We start from the raw sequence: 18,793 nt of genomic DNA on the forward strand, positions 1-18,793 counted from the left end.
GCGGCCGCTGGAGACCGATGAACTGCGCAGCCATCTCTGGCCAGGCAATTTTTCGGTGTGGCGAACCGATTGGGGCATCGGGGGCAGGGAAGAAGATGAACGACAGAAGTGCCGCATCCATCAGTGATCAGGCAGAGTGGGCCGGGAACGGGCCGCGCGAGACGGACTTTCTCAGCACGGAGTTTCGCCGCAGCTATGACTGGCTGCTAAATCGTTTGTGGCGGCGGTTGGGCTGTTCGTTCGATGCGGAAGATATCGCCTCGGCCACATTCGCGGAGATCGCGGAGATTCGCGACAAGGCGTCCATTCGAGAGCCGCGGGCCCTGCTCACCACGATATCCCAGCGATTGACGTCCGATCTGTGGCGTCGGCGTTCGCTTGAGCGCAACTACCTCGCATCCCTTGCCTTAAAGCCGGAAGCTGCGAGTATTTCAACTGAAGACCTGTACGAGATTGTCCAGTCGCTGCTAGCCGTCGACGCGGCGCTTGCCGGCCTTTCTCCCAAAGCGCGGGAAGCGTTCCTGCTCAGCCAGCTGGACGGATTGACCTACGCAGAAATCGCGGCACGTTTGTCGGTGTCGGCCAGTATGGTCCGCAAGTACATGATAACGGCGCTCACGGCGTGTTATCTGGCGGCAGGAGCATGACGACTCCGGCAACGCCCCCGGAGTTAGACGAGGCCGCACGCGGCGCCGTCGAGTGGGCAGTCCTGCTCCGTTCCGGTGAAATGAGTGCCGACGAGCAGCGCGATTTTGATCGCTGGATGAGCGATAGCGACCGCAATCGCGCGGCATGGCAACGGCTCCAGGTGGTGCTGACACCGTTTGCGCGCACTGCGGCTCACAGCGCACAGGCCGCCCGGGAGGCGCTCGTCCTCACGAGCGGGGCCCGGCGCAAGCTTTTGCGCAACGGCATAGGCGTTGTTGCGACACTCGGCGGGGCCGGCATGACGGGGTACCTGGTGTTACAGCGGCGCAGCAACGCGCAATTTGCCGCGAATTTCCAAACCGTCACCGGCGAGCGGCGCAACATCGTGCTGGCCGATCAGACGCATCTGTTTATCGATGCCAAAAGCGCTGTTCAGGTTCGTGCGGGAGTCGCGCGGCAGGTGTTGTTGCGCAGCGGCAAGCTCTACGCGGACGTCGCCCCGGACCGGCACGGCACGTTTTTCAGTATCGAAACCAGCGACGGATGGGTTCGCACCGCAGAGGCCGCACTCGAAGTGGCGAGCGCGACCGGCGGCACGCGTGTGACCGTCCGCCGGTCGCGCGCGACGGTGGAGACCTTGGGTGGCCTGCGGGCCATACTGCAACCCGGCGACGTTGTCGAATTTGGCCGTCACTCGATTCGACGGATCGCGACCTCCCTGTCGGCTGGGCCGGCCTGGATCAAGGGCCTGTTCGTTGCGTCCGATGTACCGCTTTCGACGGTCATCGACGCGCTGCGCCCTTACTATCGCGGGTTGATACGCATCAGCCCCGAGGCGGGGCAACGCCGCGTGAGCGGGGTCTTCCGGCTCGACGACGCACGTCAGGCGTTGGACCAGATATCCCAGACTATCTCGGTGGACGTCACCACTTACGCCAACTGCGTGGTCATCATCTCTGCGCGTTGAGCGCCACCGACGCTTCCCGCGCCGTTCTCTCCCTGCAAAAAACTTTCTTTTTTGCGGTGACACTTTTCTCCGCTCGTTGCACAAAGTAGATGCGAGGCGCGTTGGCGCAGTCGCTTTCTAGCATGTACGAGAGGAGGAAGTGTGATTGACCATATCGACAAGGCGATCCTGGCCCTACTGCAGGAGGACAGCACGCTGGCGGTTGCGGATATTGCCGATCGCGTGAATCTGTCTACGACGCCCTGTTGGCGACGCATCCAGAAGCTCGAGCAGGACGGTGTGATATCCCGCCGCGTCGTGCTTCTCGACGCCCAGAAACTCAATGTGGGCGTCACGGTCCTCGTGGAGATCAAGACTGCCCAGCATACGGCGGGCTGGCTCAAGCGTTTCTGCGAGGTCGTGGCCGATATCCCCGAGGTTGTGGAGGTGTACCGGATGAGCGGCCATATCGACTACATGCTCAAGGTGGTTGTGCCTCATATCGCGGCCTACGACGGCGTATACAAGCGCCTGATCAGCGAAGTCGACATTTTTGACGTCAGTTCCAGCTTCTCGATGGAGACCATCAAACACACCACGCAACTGCCTCTAGGCTATGTTTCATGAAGTTGTTCCAGGATTGTGCGTGCATGGCGAACGATTTTTCCAATGGAATCGACACGGATGAAAAAGCATTCCGCTTCTTCCTCGAAAGACTAAATATTTTAAAAAAACTTTTCAGGGCCAAACGATAGACTCCTTTTGTGGGTGATCAGCACCATGCAATACCCCGATGACACGCGGCAACGCTACCGGTAAACCAGTAGTAGACCTTATGAAACCGGTATCGGACAACAACGGCGAATGGAATGGATTCGACGTGAACACAAAGCAATCTATGATCTCTGAACCCCTAGAAATACCGTCATGGAGTGACCCGGAAGCCGAGGCCATGGCCGAACCGCGTTGGGCTGCGGGGTGGTGGGTTCGCGACCGGGTGGTGGCGGCTGCGGTCGTCCTGGCCCACGGGCTCGCACTCTATCAGTGGGTACATCAGCGCTCAGTCGTGCTTCACCTCGAGTCCGGCAAGCCTGCCGACGGCTCGGTTCAGGTGCATCTGGTCGCGGCGCCGGTACCGCGGTCCGTGCTCAAGCCCGAAGTAAAGACGGCTCCGAAGCCGGCGATCGAGGCGCCGACGCGCAAGCCGCCCAAGGTCCTGATTCTGTCTTCCCATGCGCCGGACCGTCGCTCCCTGGAGACAGCGCCTCCCGAACCAGCGAAGCCGGCCGCTCAGGCTGCGGCGCCTGCGGTCGCCGCGCCGTCGGATATATCCGCACAACCTGTCCAGCCCGCTGCACCGGTGGACGCGGCACCCGTACCGAACCTGCTCGCTGCACCGAAGGAAATCGGCGCAGGCGAACTCAAGGAGCTTGGATGCCAGATGCCACAGCCTCAGTACCCGCCGAAGGCGCGACGACTCCAGCAGGAGGGCACGGTCGTGGTGCGGCTGATCATCGGAACCGATGGCGCCGTCGCTTCCGCGAGCGTCGCCCAGAGCAGCGGTTCTTCACTACTGGATGCGTCCGCGCTCGACGCCATAAGAGCGGGGCACTGCCGGTCATACGTGTCGGCGGGCATTGCGCACACGGTGGAGGCCACCCAGCCCATCACGTTCAATCTGAACGATTGACTTAGCACTAATTGGAGCAACACATGGAACAGCACGGCATTGCCAACGTATGGCAACAGGGGGACTTCATTACCCGTTTCATATTCGTCTTCCTTCTGGGGATGTCCGTCGTATCGTGGATCGCGATTCTGACGAAGGGACTCACCAACCGTCGGATCGAGAGGCTGGGAAAGCGTGCGCAGACACGTTTCTGGTCGACCCAGTCGATAAACGAAGGAATCGAAGCGCTTGGCACCGGCGGCGACAATCCGTATCGCGCACTTGCGCTGGCCGGTCGCGAAGCGAACGAACAGCAGACGAGTAGCCAGGCATCGCTTCAGGGCGGTCTTAGCGCGGGCGAGTGGGTCGCTCGCGGTCTCCGTAATGCTTGCGACGACGAAGTTGCCCGTTTGCAGAATGGTCTCGCCATCCTTGGTTCGATTGGCAGTACGGCTCCATTTGTCGGGCTCTTTGGAACGGTCTGGGGCATCTATCACGCGCTGATGGCAATCGGCGCTTCGGGCCAGGCGAGCCTTGACCACGTAGCCGGCCCTGTTGGCGAATCGCTTGTGATGACAGCAATTGGCCTGTTTGTGGCGATTCCGGCGGTGCTCGGGTTCAACTACGTGAATCGCGGCAACAAACGGGTGAGCCAGCGCCTGAACCGCTTCGCACAGGAACTGCACGTGTACTTCGTGACCGGTGCGAAAGCACGTAACGATGCTCGCCAGACGTCTGCGGCTGGGCTCGCCGGCGACCGAACCAGCGCGAACGTGACTGCCTGCTAAGGAGCTTGTCATGTCTATTCTCATGGATGGCAACAGCGACGAAGGCCTGATGAACGACATCAATATGACGCCGCTCATCGACGTCATGCTGGTGCTTCTGATCATCTTCATCGTCACGCTGCCCGTTATCAACAAGGCCGTGAAGGTCGATCTTCCGCAGGCGGTTGCGCAGCCTGCGGAGTCGAAGACCCAGGACGTCGACCTGTCGATCACTGCCGACCGGACCGTGGCCTGGAACAAGGCGGTGGTCGACGAGGCCGCCTTGAAGCAGCACATCGCAATGGCCGCCACCGAGGCCGAACCGCCCGCTGTGAATATCGACGCCGATCAGCATGTCGAGTACGGGAAGGTCGCGAGTGTGCTTGCAGCGCTGCAGGGTGGCGGCCTCAACAAGATCAACTTCGTGATGCGGCCTCCTGGGGCGGAGCAATGACAATGAATCGCGCCTTCCCGGAAGACCGGGCCGAGGACAGCCATGCCAGCCGGATATTGCCCTCCACCACGAGGGTGCTGCTGCCGTACTGGAAGACCCGATCAGGGCTCGTTTCGCTGCAGATTCTTTTGCTCGTGCTCGCGGTGGGGTGGATCACGACCTATCTTGCGTTCTGGCTCAACCGCTGGACGGGCACGTTTTACGACGTCATTGGCGGACAGAGGTTCGGCGCGCTGCCCCACCTGTTACTGATGTTTCTGCTGGTTGCCATGGTGGGCGCGGCTCTTCAGATCGCCGCGTTGTTATGCCGCTCGGTCGTCGAGATCCGCTGGAGAACATGGCTGACTGCATGGCTCGCCGAGGCATGGTTGAGCGACGACACTTATTACAGCGTCGAGAGAGACGCTTCTCTGGAAAACGTGGATCAGCGTATTGCGGAGGATGTCAAACTTTTCGTCAACGACAGCTTGACCATTTTCATGGGGATACTCCAGGTACCTGTGAGCATTGTGACGTTCGCAGTCGTGCTCTGGAACGTTGGCGGCCCTTTGCACATCACGCTGCTCGGATCGACTTACACGGTAAGAGGTTACCTGGTGCTAGCGGCATTCGTGTACCAGGCCGTGATTTTTTCGGCGACGCATCTTCTAGGCAAGAAGCTGATTGTATTGAACGCTGCCCAATTGCGGCTCGAAGCGGACTTTCGCGTCACGATGGTCCGCATCCGCGAATCGGCGGAACAGGTGGCGTTCTTCAGGGGCCAAGGCGCGGAACGCGTTCGATTGGCCGACGCATTTCGCAACATCGTCGCGAACTTCTACTCGGTACTCTGGGTCAGTACCCGCCTCTCGATGTTTTCGAATGTCGTAGGCCAGGTCAGCTCCGTCATCCCTACGGTGCTGGTTTTGCCGCAACTGATGACGGGTGGATTGTCGCTGGGTGGCTTGATGAGGTCGAACAACGCATTCGGGGCATTGACCTCGGAACTGGCTTTCTTTCCGCAGGTATATCCGCAGTTCACCGCATGGCGGGCCGAGGCGAACCGTCTGCGCGAGTTTCTCCATGTCAAGGAGCGCAGGCCGGCAGGTAACGTGAGGGTCGAGACAGGCAGCGAAGGCATCGTTGCCACGAGAGGTCTCGTGCTTTACAGCCCAGCGGGTTCGGTTATTGCCTCGGTGCCCGATTTCGTCGTCGGGTCGGGAGAGCGTTGCCTGATTCGCGGCCGCTCAGGGTGCGGTAAGAGTACGCTGCTGCGCGCGCTAGCGGGGCTTTGGCCTTACGGCGAAGGCAGCGTGATACGTCCGTCGGACCGCGTGGTCTTCGTTCCGCAGCGCAGCTACATGCCGGCCGGAAGCCTGAAGGCTGCACTTGTCTATCCGCACGATGAGAGCCTGTACGCGGATACGCGGTGCGAGGAAGTCATGCAGGCATGCGGGCTCGCATCGTACGCCGGTGCGCTGCATGAAATCGACCGGTGGAGCGGACGTCTTTCGGGAGGGGAGCAACAGCGCGTTGCATTCGCGCGCGTCTTGCTGTCCATGCCTCTGACGTTGTTTCTCGACGAATGCACTTCCGCTCTGGATCCGCAGAGCGAGCGCGAACTCTATCGGCTTCTGGTCGAGCGCCTGCCGTACGCGTCGATCATCAGTGTCGCGCATCGCAAGGAAGTGGCGGAATTCCACGACTCTACGCTCGATCTCTCGAACGATGCGAGCGGTGCCGGATTCCAGTCAGACAGTGGACTCGATTCGCGTGGGTCATTTTCAGTCGTGGAGCAAAACTATGCAGGCTAACGGTTTGTGCGTGAACGCCGTGGTATCCGGGTTGCAGGATGCGGCGGCGACGACGCTGGCGATCGCACGGGATGCAGGCGCAGATGACGCACGGGTAGAGCTATCGCAATCCGAAACGCGCACTGCGACGGTCAGGAATCAGTTGCCGACGGAAAAGAGCTTTCGACTCGCATCTGCGATTTCAATCACGGTGTTCAGGGCTGGACGACGCGCGGCGACGAGTTCGTCGGACCTGACTCGCGGTGGACTGGAACGCGCGGTACGCGCAGCGTTGGATATCGCAGCGGTAACCGCGCCCGATCCCGCGGCCGGTGTCGCAGACGCCGACCAGTTGGCGCAGCGCATCGTGAACCTGGACCTGCACCATCAACTGGACGCCTCATTCGACGAACTGGTGTCGTACGCTCAGCGCGCCGAAGCGGCCGCGTTCGCGTTCGACCGGTCGATTCGCGGCAGCCATGGCGCGGGTATCAGCACCGCGTCGGGCGTATCGCTAGTGGCGACATCGCGCGGCTTCTCCGGGAGTATGCCCTGGTCGGTTCATTCCATTTCATGCGCCCCCGTGGCCAGCAGCGATAGCGAAATGCAGGCCGGCTTCTGGGGCGATTCGGCCCGCGCGTTCGACGACCTGCCGGCGCCCGAGCATGTAGGCGCCGTCGCCGCCAGGCTGGCGGTTGGCGCCATGGCCGCGAAACAGATTCCCACGCAGCAATGTGCCGTGTTGTTCGAGCCGACCGCGGCGCTTGACCTGTTGGACGAATTTGTCGCCGCGGCATCAGGCGACGCGTTATGGCGAAGCGGTTCGTTCCTTGCCGACCGGCTTGGCGAGCGGCTGTTCCCCGAGCATGTGGAGATTCGTGAGGATCCCTACCTCAAGCGCGCCATGGCGAGCCGTTGTTTCGATTTCGACGGCATTGCCGGTCTGCAGCGTGACGTGATTGGCGGCGGCTGCCTGCAAGGGTACTTCCTGGATCTTTACGCGGCGCGCCGCCTCGGGATGCAGTCCACGGGCAACGGTTATGGTGCGCACAACCTGGAAATTCGCAGTGCACGCACTGAGGAGAGCGACGACTTCGAAGCAATGCTCAAGAAGCTGAATCGTGGGTTGCTGGTGACCGAGATGATCGGCGGCGGAGTGAACCGTTTGACCGGCGGTTTTTCGCGGGCGGCCAAGGGCTTCTGGGTCGAGGACGGAGCGATCCGGTTTCCGGTGTCGGGTGTGACGCTGGCCTCGAATCTGAACGACATGTTCCATGGGCTGCAGGCAATCGGCAGTGACGCACTCACGCGGGGCTCCGCGCGGTCGGGAACGTGGCTGATCGAAGCCATGAAAGTTGGTGGGAGCTGATTTTCAAACCGCGCTCAAGTCTGGCGTTGCGCCAGGGTAACGGCGTTTCCCCAGTTGCACCTATACCAGGATTCGAAGGCAGGCAGGATATGAACGACGGTTTCAACCCACGAACGAAATTGCCCTCGACCGACGAGGTCCATCTTCGCGCGAGTATCGATTTGCTGATGAAACACGGCATCGACCAGGCGCATCTGTCGTCGGTCCTGACGCTTGCGATGGGCGAGGGCGGCAGTTTTGCGGACGTATACCTGAAGGGCACGATCGCCGAGTCGTGGGGGCTGGAAGGGGGCGCTGTCCGTAGCGGCTCCTACCGCTGCGACGAGGGCTTCGGGATTCGGGTGTTGCGCGACGAGGAAGCGATTTTCGCGAGCTCGCAAGTCATCGACGTCGAATCGCTGCGACGTGTCGCCGGGCAGGTGCGAAGCGCCGTTGGCGGCTCGCAGCCTGGGCGGGCGGTTGCGCTTCCCGTCGCGTCGTCCCGTGCGCGCCGCTCGCTCTACGAGACCGATCCGCCGCTCGGGATGCTCGAGGCGGCAGACAAGATCGCACTTTTGCAGCGAGTCGACCGGTTCGCGCGTGCCCGCGACACGCGGGTCACCGAGGTCAATGCGAATCTCACGGCAACCCACGAGACGGTTTGGGTGGCGCGCTGCGACGGCCTGTATGCCGGCGATGTGCGTCCGTTGCTCTCACTGTCGGTCCTTGTGCGCGTCAAATCGGGTACTCACGTGGAAGCTGCTCGCGCGGGGATTGGCGGGCGCTACCACGCGCTGTCGTGGAGCGACGAGGAACTGAGCGCGTTCGTCAACAGACTGGTGGACGCCGCTCTCGTGAAACTGGATTCGCGGCCGGCCCCTGCGGGGACCATGAGCGTCGTGGTGGGACCTGGGTGGAACGGCGTTCTCCTGCATGAAGCAGTGGGACATGGTCTCGAAGCCGACGGCATCCGCCGCGGAACCTCCGCATTCGCGGGCCGGGTCGGCGAGCGGGTCGCGCCGGAAGACGTCAGCATCGTGGACGATGGCACACTCACCGGCCAGCGCGGCTCTCTGAACATCGACGATGAAGGGTGCCCGACCCAGCGGACCATGCTGATCGAAAACGGTGTGCTGCGCGGTTTTATGCAGGACTCGCTGAGTGCGCGGATTATGGGTCAGCAGGCGACCGGCAATGGGCGCAGGGAAGGGTATGCCGTCCTGCCTATGCCGCGAATGACGAACACGTTCATGTTAAACGGCAACCGTGACCCTGAAGAGATTGTCGCGTCGGTGAAGTATGGAATATACGTTGCGGGGCTCGAGGGAGGCCAGGTCGATATTACGAGCGGTCAATTCGTCTTCGCAGCCACGGAAGCTTATCTGATCGAAAACGGCAGAATCACCGCGCCAATCAAAGGCGCGACGATCACCGGCAATGGTCCGGAGACGATTCAGAGAATCAGCCTCGTCGGCAACGACCTTGCGCTCGACACCGGAATGGCGACCTGCGGTAAAGCCGGACAAACAGTGCCGGTCGGCGTTGGGCAACCCACCCTGCGCGTGGATGAAATGACCGTAGGAGGCACCGCCTAGTCCTGGCACGACCGGTCTCATGAATGGCATGCGGCTGGCGAAGAAGCGCCAGCCTGCCGCAACGCAAAAACGTACAAGGTGGAAATACATATGAAATCCGTAAGCGATCTTGACTTCAACGATCGGGTGCTTGCCAGCGAGCGTCCGGTCATGGTGGATTTCTGGGCCGAGTGGTGCGGTCCGTGCAAGGCAATGACGCCGGTGCTCGAAGGGCTCGCGGAGAAATTCGAGGGCGTAGTGGATTTCGCCAAGCTCAACGTCGACGAAAACCCGCAGGTGCGTGAGCAGTACGGCGTAAGAGGCATCCCGACGATGATTCTAATCCGTAATGGCGTGATCGTTGCCCGTTTGACCGGGGCACGTCCCGCTGCTCAGATCAAGTCGTTCCTGAATACCCATCTGGAACTCGCTTCCGACGAGCCGCCGCGCACGGCAACGCCGCGCAACGCATTCGACAGCAATCCGGACAGGAAGACTGCCTGCGTTGCGCAACTGCATGCCCATATCGCAGCCCAGACTGTTTGGGCCACTGGTTTGACCTTCTGGGACGGGAAGGAAGGCAGTCCGATGGGATGCGCGACCGGAAAGTCCGAACCGGTCGAATGCGCGAACGAGCTCGGTTTGCCGCCTCCGTTGATTGGCGCGGTGGATCTACTGAGCACTTACTACGGAACGTCGATCGCAGGTGCAGCGTTCGCGGTTCGCTGGCTCGAGACTGTGCGGGCCGGCGCAGATTATTCGGCGCTTGCACAGGCGTTTTTAGTCGCGATTGTCGATAGTCCGTGGTTGCGCGAAATCGTGGATGTCGAACAGGACCTGAAGCCGATTTACGAGGGACTGCTCGGCTTGCATCGCGCCACGCTTGCGGGACAGCCCGCCGCCGAGCGCGAGTGGTCGGCGTTTCGGTCGAAGTTGGCGGAGTCCGATGACACCGGGAGCGGGCGCGCTGGCATCATCAAGATGCTTAGTGTCGTTGCGTGGCCCCTCGCCACGGACGAGTCCATGCTTCAAGGTGCGATTTTGCAACTGGGCTTGCTGGTCAGCACGCGTGCGAAGGTCGCGATGCACTGGGGCGCGGAAGACGACAACAAGGTTGAGAAGACGATCGGGGAGATCTGCGAGCGCGCGGCGCAGAACGGTATCGCACAGAAGGATGCGAGGGTCATGGATACGTTCAGGGAACAGGAGCCGGCGTTGGCGGCGCGTTACGAAGCCCAGTCCGAGGAGGCTTCGCTCATGGCACGCCGGTTCGGGCAGGCAACTGGCCGGACGCTTATCGAACTCACCGCAGCGTGAAGCCTGCCCTTGGGCGACCCGGGGACTGAGGCGACGTGGCGAATGGCGCATCGCGAGTGTGCAGGGGCGCGGATGATGACGCGATAGCGGCAGCGTAGCCTCCTCAATGACAGAATGCCGCTTCTTCGGCTACATTCATGGTTCCCATGTTGTGTCTTCATTGGGAATCAAACGAAGCATCGATCCATGAGCCGACACGTCAGCCCTCGCTGTCTGCGCCGCGTTGATGGGCGATGCTCCCGAATCCTGGCATTCGTCTGGAGATAAACCTATGACCTTCTCACCTTCCAAGAAAATAGCTGTGTTGTTTGCATCGGCCGCGCTCGTCATCGGATCGATCACTCCCGCACTCGCGCAAAGCAGCGCGAGCGGCAGTACCGCCGACGCCGCGCCGGCGGCCTCCGCTCCGGCGGCAAAGACGACCAAGGCCCAGCGGAAGGCCGCTCGCAAGCAGGCTCGGGCAAAGAAAAACGCCGAGTTGAAGAAGCTGGAAGATGCCGGTTATCACCCGGCGCAGAACGATCCGAACTATCCGCAAGACCTGCAGAACGCGCAGAAGAAGGCGGGGATCGGTCAGGGCGCAAGTCAGTAGTACTGTTTAAAGCCGCGAGCGGGTTGTGTTGGGCAACCGCCCGCGGCGTCCGACGCGCCGCGCTCACATATGTAGTGTGCCTGGACTAGAACAACGTGCGGATGCCGACCCGTACCGCCGTGGAAGACTGGCCGGTGCCGACATAGATCCCGTTGGCAAACACCGGCGCTGCCCCGCCGCCGAGGAAGACCGGCGCGGCGCCGCCCGAGGCGCGCAGATAGGTCGCGCTCGTGTAGACATCGGTGCGCTTGGACAGGGCGTAATCGAGCAGCAGCGTCGCGTTCTGCCACTTCTGCGCTTCGAGCTTGCTGTACCAGTAGCCGCCCATTACCGTGGTCGCCGGTGTGACCTGGAGGATTTCGTTCACTTCATACGTCGGCATCGAGCCGTTGTCGTTGGCGATGCGGAAATGCGTATCGGTGAACAGCAGCCGCGTCGTACTGATGCCGAAGTGATAGTCGCCGCCCACCCCGACGCTGCTGACGTCGTTCGCCAGCACGGGCGTGGCAGGGAGATTGGGGAAGAACGTGGTGCCCGCCTGGCTGGGTCCGTTCAGACCGAGGTCGTGCGTATCGGTGTACGCCGCGCCGAGATCCAGCGGCCCGTTCGAATAGTGCATCCCGAATGCAATCACCCGTCCTGTTCCTGCCGATACGGATTGCGAAGGAAACGCGTACAGTGCGCCGGCCTGAAACCCCGCGTAGTTCGCTGAGGTGTACTTGACGGCGTTGTTGATGTGCAAAGTGCCGGCCAGGTGATCGAAATCGCCGGGGTGCCAGGAGTATTGGCCGGCGACTGAGCCCATCGCGAACTGCGTGAGATCGTCCCAGAAGAAGTCGTACTGCTTGCCGAGCGTGAGCCGGCCGAATCGGTCGTTGGCGATGCCCAGCCACGCCTGGCGGCTGAACAGCACGCCCGATTGCACCATGCTCCCGGAGTAAAGATTGAAGCCGTTTTCCAGGTCGAAGATGACGCGCGAGCCGCCGCCGATATCCTCCATGCCGCGCAGGCCCCAACGGTTCGACTGGATCGATCCGTCGTTGGCAACGAAGGCGGAATGGCCGTTCAGGTTGCTGAAATAGGTGACACCCGCATCGATAATGCCGTACAGCGTCACGCTGCTTTGCGCGTGGGCTAACGGGCTCGCCAGCGCGAGCAGGGCAGCGGTACTCAAGGCAAACTTTTTCATTGCTAGTCTCCAGTCATTATTTTTCAGGCAAAACGGTGCCCTCCCTGGCTAAAGGGATATCGGTTCCCGTTGGGGAATGCCCGGCGGGCCGCCGGGCGTCAATGCGATAGCTGCGTGGCCGTCGTACGGGCCGTGTTTGGCCGCTAGCCGTCGAAGCGATAAAGCGTCGAGTCAGTACGGAAGCGCACACCGGCGCTCAGGGCATTGCTGACGACCAGGTAGCGCTGCGCGTCGACGGTGAAGGTGGCGGCGTCGGTGGCGCCCGAGGTGGCGAACTGGCCGACGCGCTCGAAGCGATCGTCCCGCCACCTGAAAATCTCCGACCGCGTCTCGACAACCGGTGCTTTAGGCGTGCCGGTGATAAAGCACACGCGCACCAGATAGCGTCCCTGCTTGCCGTCGATCAGACAGAGCTCGCGTCCACCCGCGCCGCCCAGGGTTTGTGTGGCGACGAACTGGGCGCCGTCGAATCGATAAAGCGTGGTGTGCTTGAGCAGATTGGCGTGCAGCATCCATAGCGCGCCATTCGCTTCGAAAAAGCGGAAGGCACGTCCACCGTTTTCGTCGAAGCTTTGCAGCGGCGCGAAGGTCTCGCCGTTCCAGCGCAGCACCGACGAACCGCTCACATGATCCGCATACGCGAGATAGCGCTCGCCTTCGAAACTGACAAACGCGAAGTTGTAGCCCCATTGTCCGTCGAGGGTCTGAAACGGTTCGAAGCGTTCGCCGTTCCATTCGAACAGGCGCGAGTCGCGTGGATGGCGGGGAACCATGCCATCCACCACCACGCCTTGCGCCAGCGCGAGAAAGTGTCGCGAGTCGAACGAGAAGGCGACCCACTGCTTCGCTGCGAATGCCGGGAAGTCTTGTAGCGGCACCCATGCGTGGGCGATGCGTTCGTAGACAACCGCGTGGGTGTCGAGGTCGTACGGTCCTTTGCCGGTTCGAATGCCGGCGGCCGCGAGAAAACGCCGGCCGTCGATTTCAAAGTATTCCAGATCTTCGCCGCCGGGTAAGGGCAGCGCTTCATGCTCGACGAAGCGGCCGTCCAGCCAGCGGTAGATGGGCGCTTCAATGTCGCTGTCGCCACCGTTCATATAGGGCGGCTCGCCCGCTACGTCGCGGGCCAGTTGCGGCACGCCGAGAAAGAGACCCTCGTCGGTCGTAAAGACTTCCGCCGCCCGCGCACCGCTTGTGGGCAATTGCTGCAGCGGCGTCAGCAGGCCGCCGCCCGATTCAATGTTTGCCATTACCGGCTTCTCCTAACTCAGAACCTGGGATTGCAAAAGACCGGGCCGGCGGGAGCGGCCCATTCTCTTCGCGTGGACGCAGCAGATTGGCGAGCGCGATGCCGAGCGCAGCGGCCACCGCCAGCAGCGCCGCGAGCATGAACAGCGTGTCGAATGCCAGATGCTGCGACAGCAGGATGCCGCCGACCACCGGCCCGATGATCGAACCGAGCCGGCCGATGGCGAGCGCCCAGCCGATGCCGGCCGCTCGCACGTCGGCGGGAAAGAGATGGCTGGCGATAGCCGGAAACGTCAACTGCCCGCCGACCAGAAACGCGCCCACCGCGAACAGCATCGCCAGCGCGAGGTTCCCCGCGCCGATGAGGTGGCCGAGCGCCGCCGTCAACAGCGCGCCGCCAATGAACGACAGCGACACTGGCACGAAGGGGCCGCGTTTGCCGACCATCGCCGACAGCACCAGCGCGCCGCCGATCGCGCCGAAGTTGAGCACGACAGAGCCGAGCGCCGCGCGACCCGGTTCGACGCCGTTCATGTTGAGCATGGTAGGCATGAAGCTGACGAGAAAGCCCGAGAGGATCATGCTCGACAACACGCCGAACCACAGCGCCAGGGTTGCCGGGAGCCGGCCGCCGGCGAACACGCCGCTCACTACATGCAGACCGCGTGCCGCCGCTTGCTGCCGCGCGGCGGCCCGTTCGTCGCGGCTGAGCGCGTGCGTCGGGATCACGAGCAGCACGGGGATCAGCACGAGCAGGGCGAAGGCGCCGCCCATCAGGAAGACGAATGGCCAGCCGAAGCGCACCATCAAGGCCGCGGTAATCGCGCCGCCGACCACCGCGCCAAGCGGAAAGCCGATGAACATCAGGATGACCAGGGATGAGCGCCGTTGCGGCGAACTGCTTTCCGCGGTGATGGCGGCAACCGGCGGAATGGCGCCGCCCATCCCGAGACCGCCGATAAAGCGCAGCGCGGCCAGCATCGTCGCCGATGTGGCAAATGCACAGCCGAGTGTGAACACGCCGGTCACACCGAGCGCCAGCAGGAGCATTGGCCGCCGCCCGAAGCGGTCGGCCAGCGGCCCGACGATCAGCGACCCCAGCACCGTGCCGATAAATCCCGCACCGAAGACGCGGCCCAGGGTAGCGTGATCGATCTGCAGCGACTTCGCGAGCAACGGCGCGACGAACGACAGCATCAGCGTGTCGAAGCCGTCGATCATCGAGACCGCAAAGCACACCAGCGTAATGCTCAGCACGTTGCTGACCGGTGGACCTGCAGCAGGCTCTCGTGCAAGTAGGTTCATGAAGCTTGTCTCCTTCATCAAGGGCGTTTTCTTATGGTCCGCGCGGATGCCCTGCCGCGCGGGTCGTGTCGGCTTTCGCCTTTGATCGTCTCTAGGACCGTTCCGCGTGCGGATACCTCACGTTCGTAAAGCCCGGTATCTCCACCTGTTGCGGCTGGTTGCCGTTGCTGTGCAACTGATCGACGATGTAATCGGCGACGCAATTCGACAGGAGTTGGCTCGGGTCTTCCATGATGCGTCGCAGCCGCGCCGTGGTGGCTTCGCGATCGTCGACCGATCTGATCGGCGGCATGCCGTCGGCGGGCGCGGGATCGAAGCGGTACGGACGCTGCTCGGGAAAGAGAGCGCGTGCGACGTCGATACTCGCGCGCGTGTTCAGCCACAACGCCCTGTAGCTGCGTTCGAGTTCCGCGAGTCCCGCCGCGTCGGGCAGTTCGGCGACCGAGAACGACGGCGCATGCGGCGCGACGAACACGCGCTCCGGCAGAAGCGTGCGGTTCGACGCGCACCACACCAGATAGCACATGTTGTTGGTCGCCCACGTGGCGCCGGCCGTCGGCCGGCCCGATCGTCCGCTGACCAGCACCATCAGGCGACTCCAGTCGAGTGCTTGCGCGCGCAACCAGTTGCCGATGCGATAGACGATGTCGAGAAAGGCGAGCCCGAAGGTGGCGAACATCACATCGTTCATCGACACAGGAAAGGCGTCCGTGGGCGGCGCGGCGAAGTACTCGTCGTTCAGGCGTGCGAAGTTCAGCAGCGAGTGATCCTTCCCGATCCGCTCGAGCAGGTCGATCGTGACGCCGCAGGTGTAGTCGACCAGATCGGCGATCTTCTGCTCGTGGCCCGCGAAGCTGGCGACAGCGACATGATCGCGCCACAACGCGAGCGAATTCGCCGCGCGGGTTTCCTGCGCGTGACCCCGCAGGCGCGCCGCATCGCTTTGCCAGCTATCGTCCTCTGGCGACAGTTCGCGCATGCGCGCCAGGTAGGCGACGGCCAGCGGCAGATGCGACACCGCCGTCAGTTCGATGAAGCCGCGCGTCGATTTGCGAAAGCTCTCAATAGCCGGCGCACGGCCTGCGCCGGGAAACAGCACGATATCGCTGCCGGTCGACACGAGCAGCGGCGCGTCGGCGTCCTGCCGCGTCATCTGCCCGGTCAGGTGCGCGCCGATGCTCTGCGGGTCCGATGTGAACGCGCGAAAGAGACCGGCAAACGCTGCGTTGGGTTGGTAGGGCATGATAGGTTTGACTGCCTCAGTAATCGAACAGGCGTGCGGGATTGTCGGAGAGAATCATCTTCCGCACCGCCGGATCGTCGGTCCATGCGCCGAGCAGGTTCAGCAACTCGCCGGTGTCGCGCGTCGAATCCGGAATGTGCGGCCAGTCGGAGCCCCAGATTACCTTGTGCGGCGCCGCTTGAACGATGGCTTCGGCCATCGGCGCCACAGCTTCATAGCCACGATGTTTGGCGATCCGGTACGGCGCGCTCAGCTTCAGCCAGCACTGGCCGTCTTTCAGCAAACTCAGCAGGCGTTCGAAATCGGCGGGCGTCAGGCCATCTTCTTCGAGCATATAACCCATGTGGTCGATCACGAAGTCGGTCTGCACGTCCGCGAGAAACGGGATCAGGTTGCGCACCACCCAGCCCGGCGCATAGAACTGCACATGCCAGCCCAGACTCGCGCAAAGGCGCGCCATGCGCGTGATGTATTGCTGGATCTCCGCGGTCGGCAAGCCGGAGCGCGCAAACAGGTCCAGCCGCACCGCGCGAACGCCGGACGCGTGGTAACTGTCGAGCGTCGCGGCATCCGTGCCTTCGTCGATCATCACCACGCCGCGTGCGATCGATCCGGCCACATGCAGTGCATCGATCATGCAGCGGTTGTCGGTGCCGTAGAAACTCGGCTGCACGATCACGAAGCGCTTGAGCTGCAAGCGGCCCATCAACTGCAGGTAGTACGCGAGCTTGCCGTCGGGCAGCGTGTAGTGCGGATGTTCGACGTGTCGATATTTGTCCAGCGGACCGAATACGTGCATGTGCGCATCGCAGGCGAGCGGCGGCATCGTGAACGACGGGCGCGACAGCGTTTCAAAGTCGCGCATCGGGGTGGAGATCAGGGGAGTCTCTGCCATGGTCTGAAAGTAGGGGAGTTTAAAGAGCGCGGGCCTGGTCCGCGCGTTCGCGCAGCGCCGCAAGGAAAACATCGCTGTCGATGCCGCCGAAGATGAACGGGGCCGCGCCTTCGCGGCGCAGCTCGTTCAGCGCCTCGCACTCGGGCATGCCGCCGACGATCGCGACCTTGCCGTGCCGCTGCGCCGCCGCGATCACCTGGCGGCAGGCGGCGACCACCTCGGGATGGGCCGATTCGCCGGTGTGCCCCAGATCGGCTGACAAATCGTTGCAACCGAGCGCCAGCACGTCCACGCCTTCGACCGCGGCAATCGCGTCGGCTGCCTCGACGCCGGCGCGGCTTTCGATCAGCACCTTGAGCACGGTCGCCTCGTTGAGGCGCCGGTTCATCTCGCGCGGTGCGAGCTTTTCAAAGTTCACATACGGTAGCGTCGCGAGTTGCGAACGCTGTCCAAGCGGCGGAAAGCGCGTGGCGATCACCGCATCGCGCGCCTGCTGGGCCGTTTCGACACGCGGCACGATGATGCCGAGCGCGCCGCCGTCGAGTACCCGGTTGATCGTGCCGTAATCGCGCTCGGGCACGCGCACCCACGGCATCAGGCCGAGGTCGACGGCGCACGAGGCGAGCTGGGCGACGGTATCGACGGGCAGCGAACTGTGCTCCATGTCGATCCAGATCGTGTCGTAGCCGGCCGCCTTGGCCCAGCGCACGACGTCCGTCGTGCGCGAGGCCCGGATGCCCAGCGCAATGATCTTGTGCCGCTCGCGCAGGCGTTCGACCAGTTCCGCACCGTTCATGCTGTCTCCATCGTTGTGTTGGTGGAATACAGTATCGTCGCTGGAACAGTTTTGATCTATTCTCTGAAATCAACTTATTGATTTGCAGAGTGAATCAGTGAACATCCGGCATCTTGAGTATTTCGTCGTCCTTGCCCAGGAATTGCACTTCCGGCGCAGCGCCGAGCGGCTGGGCATCACCCAGGCCCCGCTGAGCCTCGCGATCCAGGCGCTGGAGGCGGATCTCGGCGCACGGCTCTTTCACCGCACGCGCCGCAGCGTGGCGCTGACCGAGGCCGGGTTCGCGCTGCTCGACGACGCGCGGGCGATTCTGGCGCGCGTCGAACATGCGAAGGAGAGCGTGTGGGATACCGTCAGCGGCGAGGTTGGGCGGCTGCGTGTCGGGTTTACCAATGCGTCGACGCTGTCGCCGTTTTTCCCGCGGCTGATTCATGCGTACCGGACGCAACGGCCGAAGGTCAACATCGCGCTGCTGGAGTTGTCGTCGTCCCTGCAGATCGAGGCCATCGAGCAGCGGGAGATCGACGTCGGCTTGCTGCGGCTGCCGGAAAGCGCGCTCCCCACCGATGTCGTGTTCACGCCGTTGCTGGAAGAACCTCTGCTGCTGGCGATGCACGCGGGGCATCGGCTCGCCGAGGTGGCCTCCATCAAGCTGGCGGATCTGCGCGACGAGCCGTTCATTGCGTATCCGCGCCAGGCAGGGGTGGCCGTGTACGAACAGACGGTTGCGTTGTGTGCGAAGCGCGGCTTCGAACCGCAGGTCGTGCAGGAGGCGCAGCAGGCTTCCACGCTGATTGGGTTGACCGCCACGGGGCTCGGCATTGCCCTCGTGCCCTCAACGCTGCAGACCATTGCGGTGCCGGGCGTCGTGTTCCGGCATCTGGACGAGACCGACACCATTACCACGCTGTACATCGAGCATCGCTATCGTGACGCCAACGCCCGGGCCATGCAGTTTGTGGAGCTGGCCCTGGGGCTTCGTTAGTATTTCATTAGGATGACGATAGGTATTCGCCGGGCCATCGTGAAG

The 18,793-nt window shown here is 62.7% G+C and carries 18 protein-coding genes; 12 read left to right on the forward strand and 6 right to left on the reverse strand.

Going from position 1 to position 18,793, the window contains the following annotated elements; translation table 11 throughout:
* The first annotated feature begins 95 nt into the window (after positions 1–95).
* The 11 genes from P3T42_RS27780 to P3T42_RS27830 all read left to right on the forward strand — a co-directional run bounded on the left by P3T42_RS27780 (position 96) and on the right by P3T42_RS27830 (position 11,087).
* Entirely contained in the window at positions 96–647 is a 552-nt protein-coding gene (locus P3T42_RS27780; RefSeq protein ID WP_429307845.1) for a sigma-70 family RNA polymerase sigma factor, read from the forward strand.
* Complete coding sequence (locus P3T42_RS27785; protein WP_429307846.1) at positions 623–1,615, forward strand: FecR family protein; 993 nt, start codon at positions 623–625, stop codon at positions 1,613–1,615. The genes P3T42_RS27780 and P3T42_RS27785 overlap by 25 nt, the downstream gene beginning before the upstream one ends.
* A 141-nt stretch (positions 1,616–1,756) precedes the next feature.
* Complete coding sequence (locus P3T42_RS27790) at positions 1,757–2,221, forward strand: Lrp/AsnC family transcriptional regulator (RefSeq protein ID WP_429307847.1); 465 nt, start codon at positions 1,757–1,759, stop codon at positions 2,219–2,221.
* Between the two features lie 271 nt (positions 2,222–2,492).
* Entirely contained in the window at positions 2,493–3,284 is a 792-nt protein-coding gene (locus P3T42_RS27795) for a TonB family protein (RefSeq protein WP_429307848.1), read from the forward strand.
* 23 nt (positions 3,285–3,307) lie between these two features.
* On the forward strand, positions 3,308–4,051 hold the full coding sequence (locus P3T42_RS27800; protein ID WP_429307849.1) for a MotA/TolQ/ExbB proton channel family protein: 744 nt from the start codon (positions 3,308–3,310) through the stop codon (positions 4,049–4,051).
* A 10-nt stretch (positions 4,052–4,061) separates the two neighbouring features.
* The gene (locus tag P3T42_RS27805) at positions 4,062–4,484 is read left to right on the forward strand and encodes an ExbD/TolR family protein (protein ID WP_429307850.1); all 423 of its coding nucleotides are present in this window, start codon (positions 4,062–4,064) and stop codon (positions 4,482–4,484) included.
* Positions 4,485–4,486: 2 nt separating this feature from the next.
* On the forward strand, positions 4,487–6,277 hold the full coding sequence (locus P3T42_RS27810; protein WP_429307851.1) for an ABC transporter ATP-binding protein/permease: 1,791 nt from the start codon (positions 4,487–4,489) through the stop codon (positions 6,275–6,277).
* Positions 6,267–7,625, forward strand: coding sequence for a metallopeptidase TldD-related protein (locus P3T42_RS27815; protein ID WP_429307852.1), 1,359 nt, complete (start codon positions 6,267–6,269; stop codon positions 7,623–7,625). Before P3T42_RS27810 ends, P3T42_RS27815 begins: the two co-directional genes overlap by 11 nt.
* A gap of 89 nt (positions 7,626–7,714) precedes the next feature.
* Positions 7,715–9,199: a metalloprotease TldD gene (tldD, locus tag P3T42_RS27820; RefSeq protein WP_429307853.1), complete on the forward strand. Its 1,485-nt coding sequence runs from the start codon at positions 7,715–7,717 to the stop codon at positions 9,197–9,199.
* 90 nt (positions 9,200–9,289) lie between these two features.
* Complete coding sequence (gene trxA / locus P3T42_RS27825) at positions 9,290–10,495, forward strand: thioredoxin (RefSeq protein WP_429307854.1); 1,206 nt, start codon at positions 9,290–9,292, stop codon at positions 10,493–10,495.
* Positions 10,496–10,766: 271 nt separating this feature from the next.
* Positions 10,767–11,087 (forward strand): hypothetical protein, encoded by a 321-nt coding sequence (locus P3T42_RS27830; protein WP_074296005.1) that lies wholly within the window; start codon positions 10,767–10,769, stop codon positions 11,085–11,087.
* An 85-nt stretch (positions 11,088–11,172) separates the two neighbouring features.
* Here P3T42_RS27830 and P3T42_RS27835 read toward each other — a convergent pair whose 3' ends face one another.
* The 6 genes from P3T42_RS27835 to P3T42_RS27860 all read right to left on the reverse strand — a co-directional run bounded on the left by P3T42_RS27835 (position 11,173) and on the right by P3T42_RS27860 (position 17,763).
* Positions 11,173–12,276, reverse strand: a complete 1,104-nt coding sequence (locus tag P3T42_RS27835; RefSeq protein ID WP_429307855.1) for a porin — start codon at positions 12,274–12,276, stop codon at positions 11,173–11,175.
* Between the two features lie 143 nt (positions 12,277–12,419).
* On the reverse strand, positions 12,420–13,526 hold the full coding sequence (locus P3T42_RS27840; protein ID WP_429307856.1) for a hypothetical protein: 1,107 nt from the start codon (positions 13,524–13,526) through the stop codon (positions 12,420–12,422).
* Positions 13,513–14,829, reverse strand: a complete 1,317-nt coding sequence (locus tag P3T42_RS27845) for an MFS transporter (protein WP_074296002.1) — start codon at positions 14,827–14,829, stop codon at positions 13,513–13,515. The genes P3T42_RS27840 and P3T42_RS27845 overlap by 14 nt, the downstream gene beginning before the upstream one ends.
* Before the next feature lie 91 nt (positions 14,830–14,920).
* The gene (locus P3T42_RS27850) at positions 14,921–16,072 is read right to left on the reverse strand and encodes a DUF5624 domain-containing protein (protein WP_429307857.1); all 1,152 of its coding nucleotides are present in this window, start codon (positions 16,070–16,072) and stop codon (positions 14,921–14,923) included.
* A 16-nt stretch (positions 16,073–16,088) separates the two neighbouring features.
* The gene (locus P3T42_RS27855) at positions 16,089–16,967 is read right to left on the reverse strand and encodes an amidohydrolase family protein (RefSeq protein WP_429307858.1); all 879 of its coding nucleotides are present in this window, start codon (positions 16,965–16,967) and stop codon (positions 16,089–16,091) included.
* A 19-nt stretch (positions 16,968–16,986) separates the two neighbouring features.
* Positions 16,987–17,763 carry an HpcH/HpaI aldolase family protein gene (locus P3T42_RS27860; protein ID WP_429307859.1) on the reverse strand — a complete coding sequence of 259 codons (777 nt, stop codon included), beginning with the start codon at positions 17,761–17,763 and terminating at the stop codon, positions 16,987–16,989.
* A gap of 97 nt (positions 17,764–17,860) precedes the next feature.
* Here P3T42_RS27860 and P3T42_RS27865 point away from each other — a divergent pair, with 97 nt between their 5' ends.
* Positions 17,861–18,748, forward strand: a complete 888-nt coding sequence (locus P3T42_RS27865; protein WP_429307860.1) for a LysR substrate-binding domain-containing protein — start codon at positions 17,861–17,863, stop codon at positions 18,746–18,748.
* The last annotated feature ends 45 nt before the right edge of the window (positions 18,749–18,793 follow it).

The organism is Paraburkholderia sp. GAS38 (assembly GCF_050434965.1).
GTDB classification, from domain to species: Bacteria; Pseudomonadota; Gammaproteobacteria; order Burkholderiales; family Burkholderiaceae; genus Paraburkholderia; species Paraburkholderia phenazinium_A.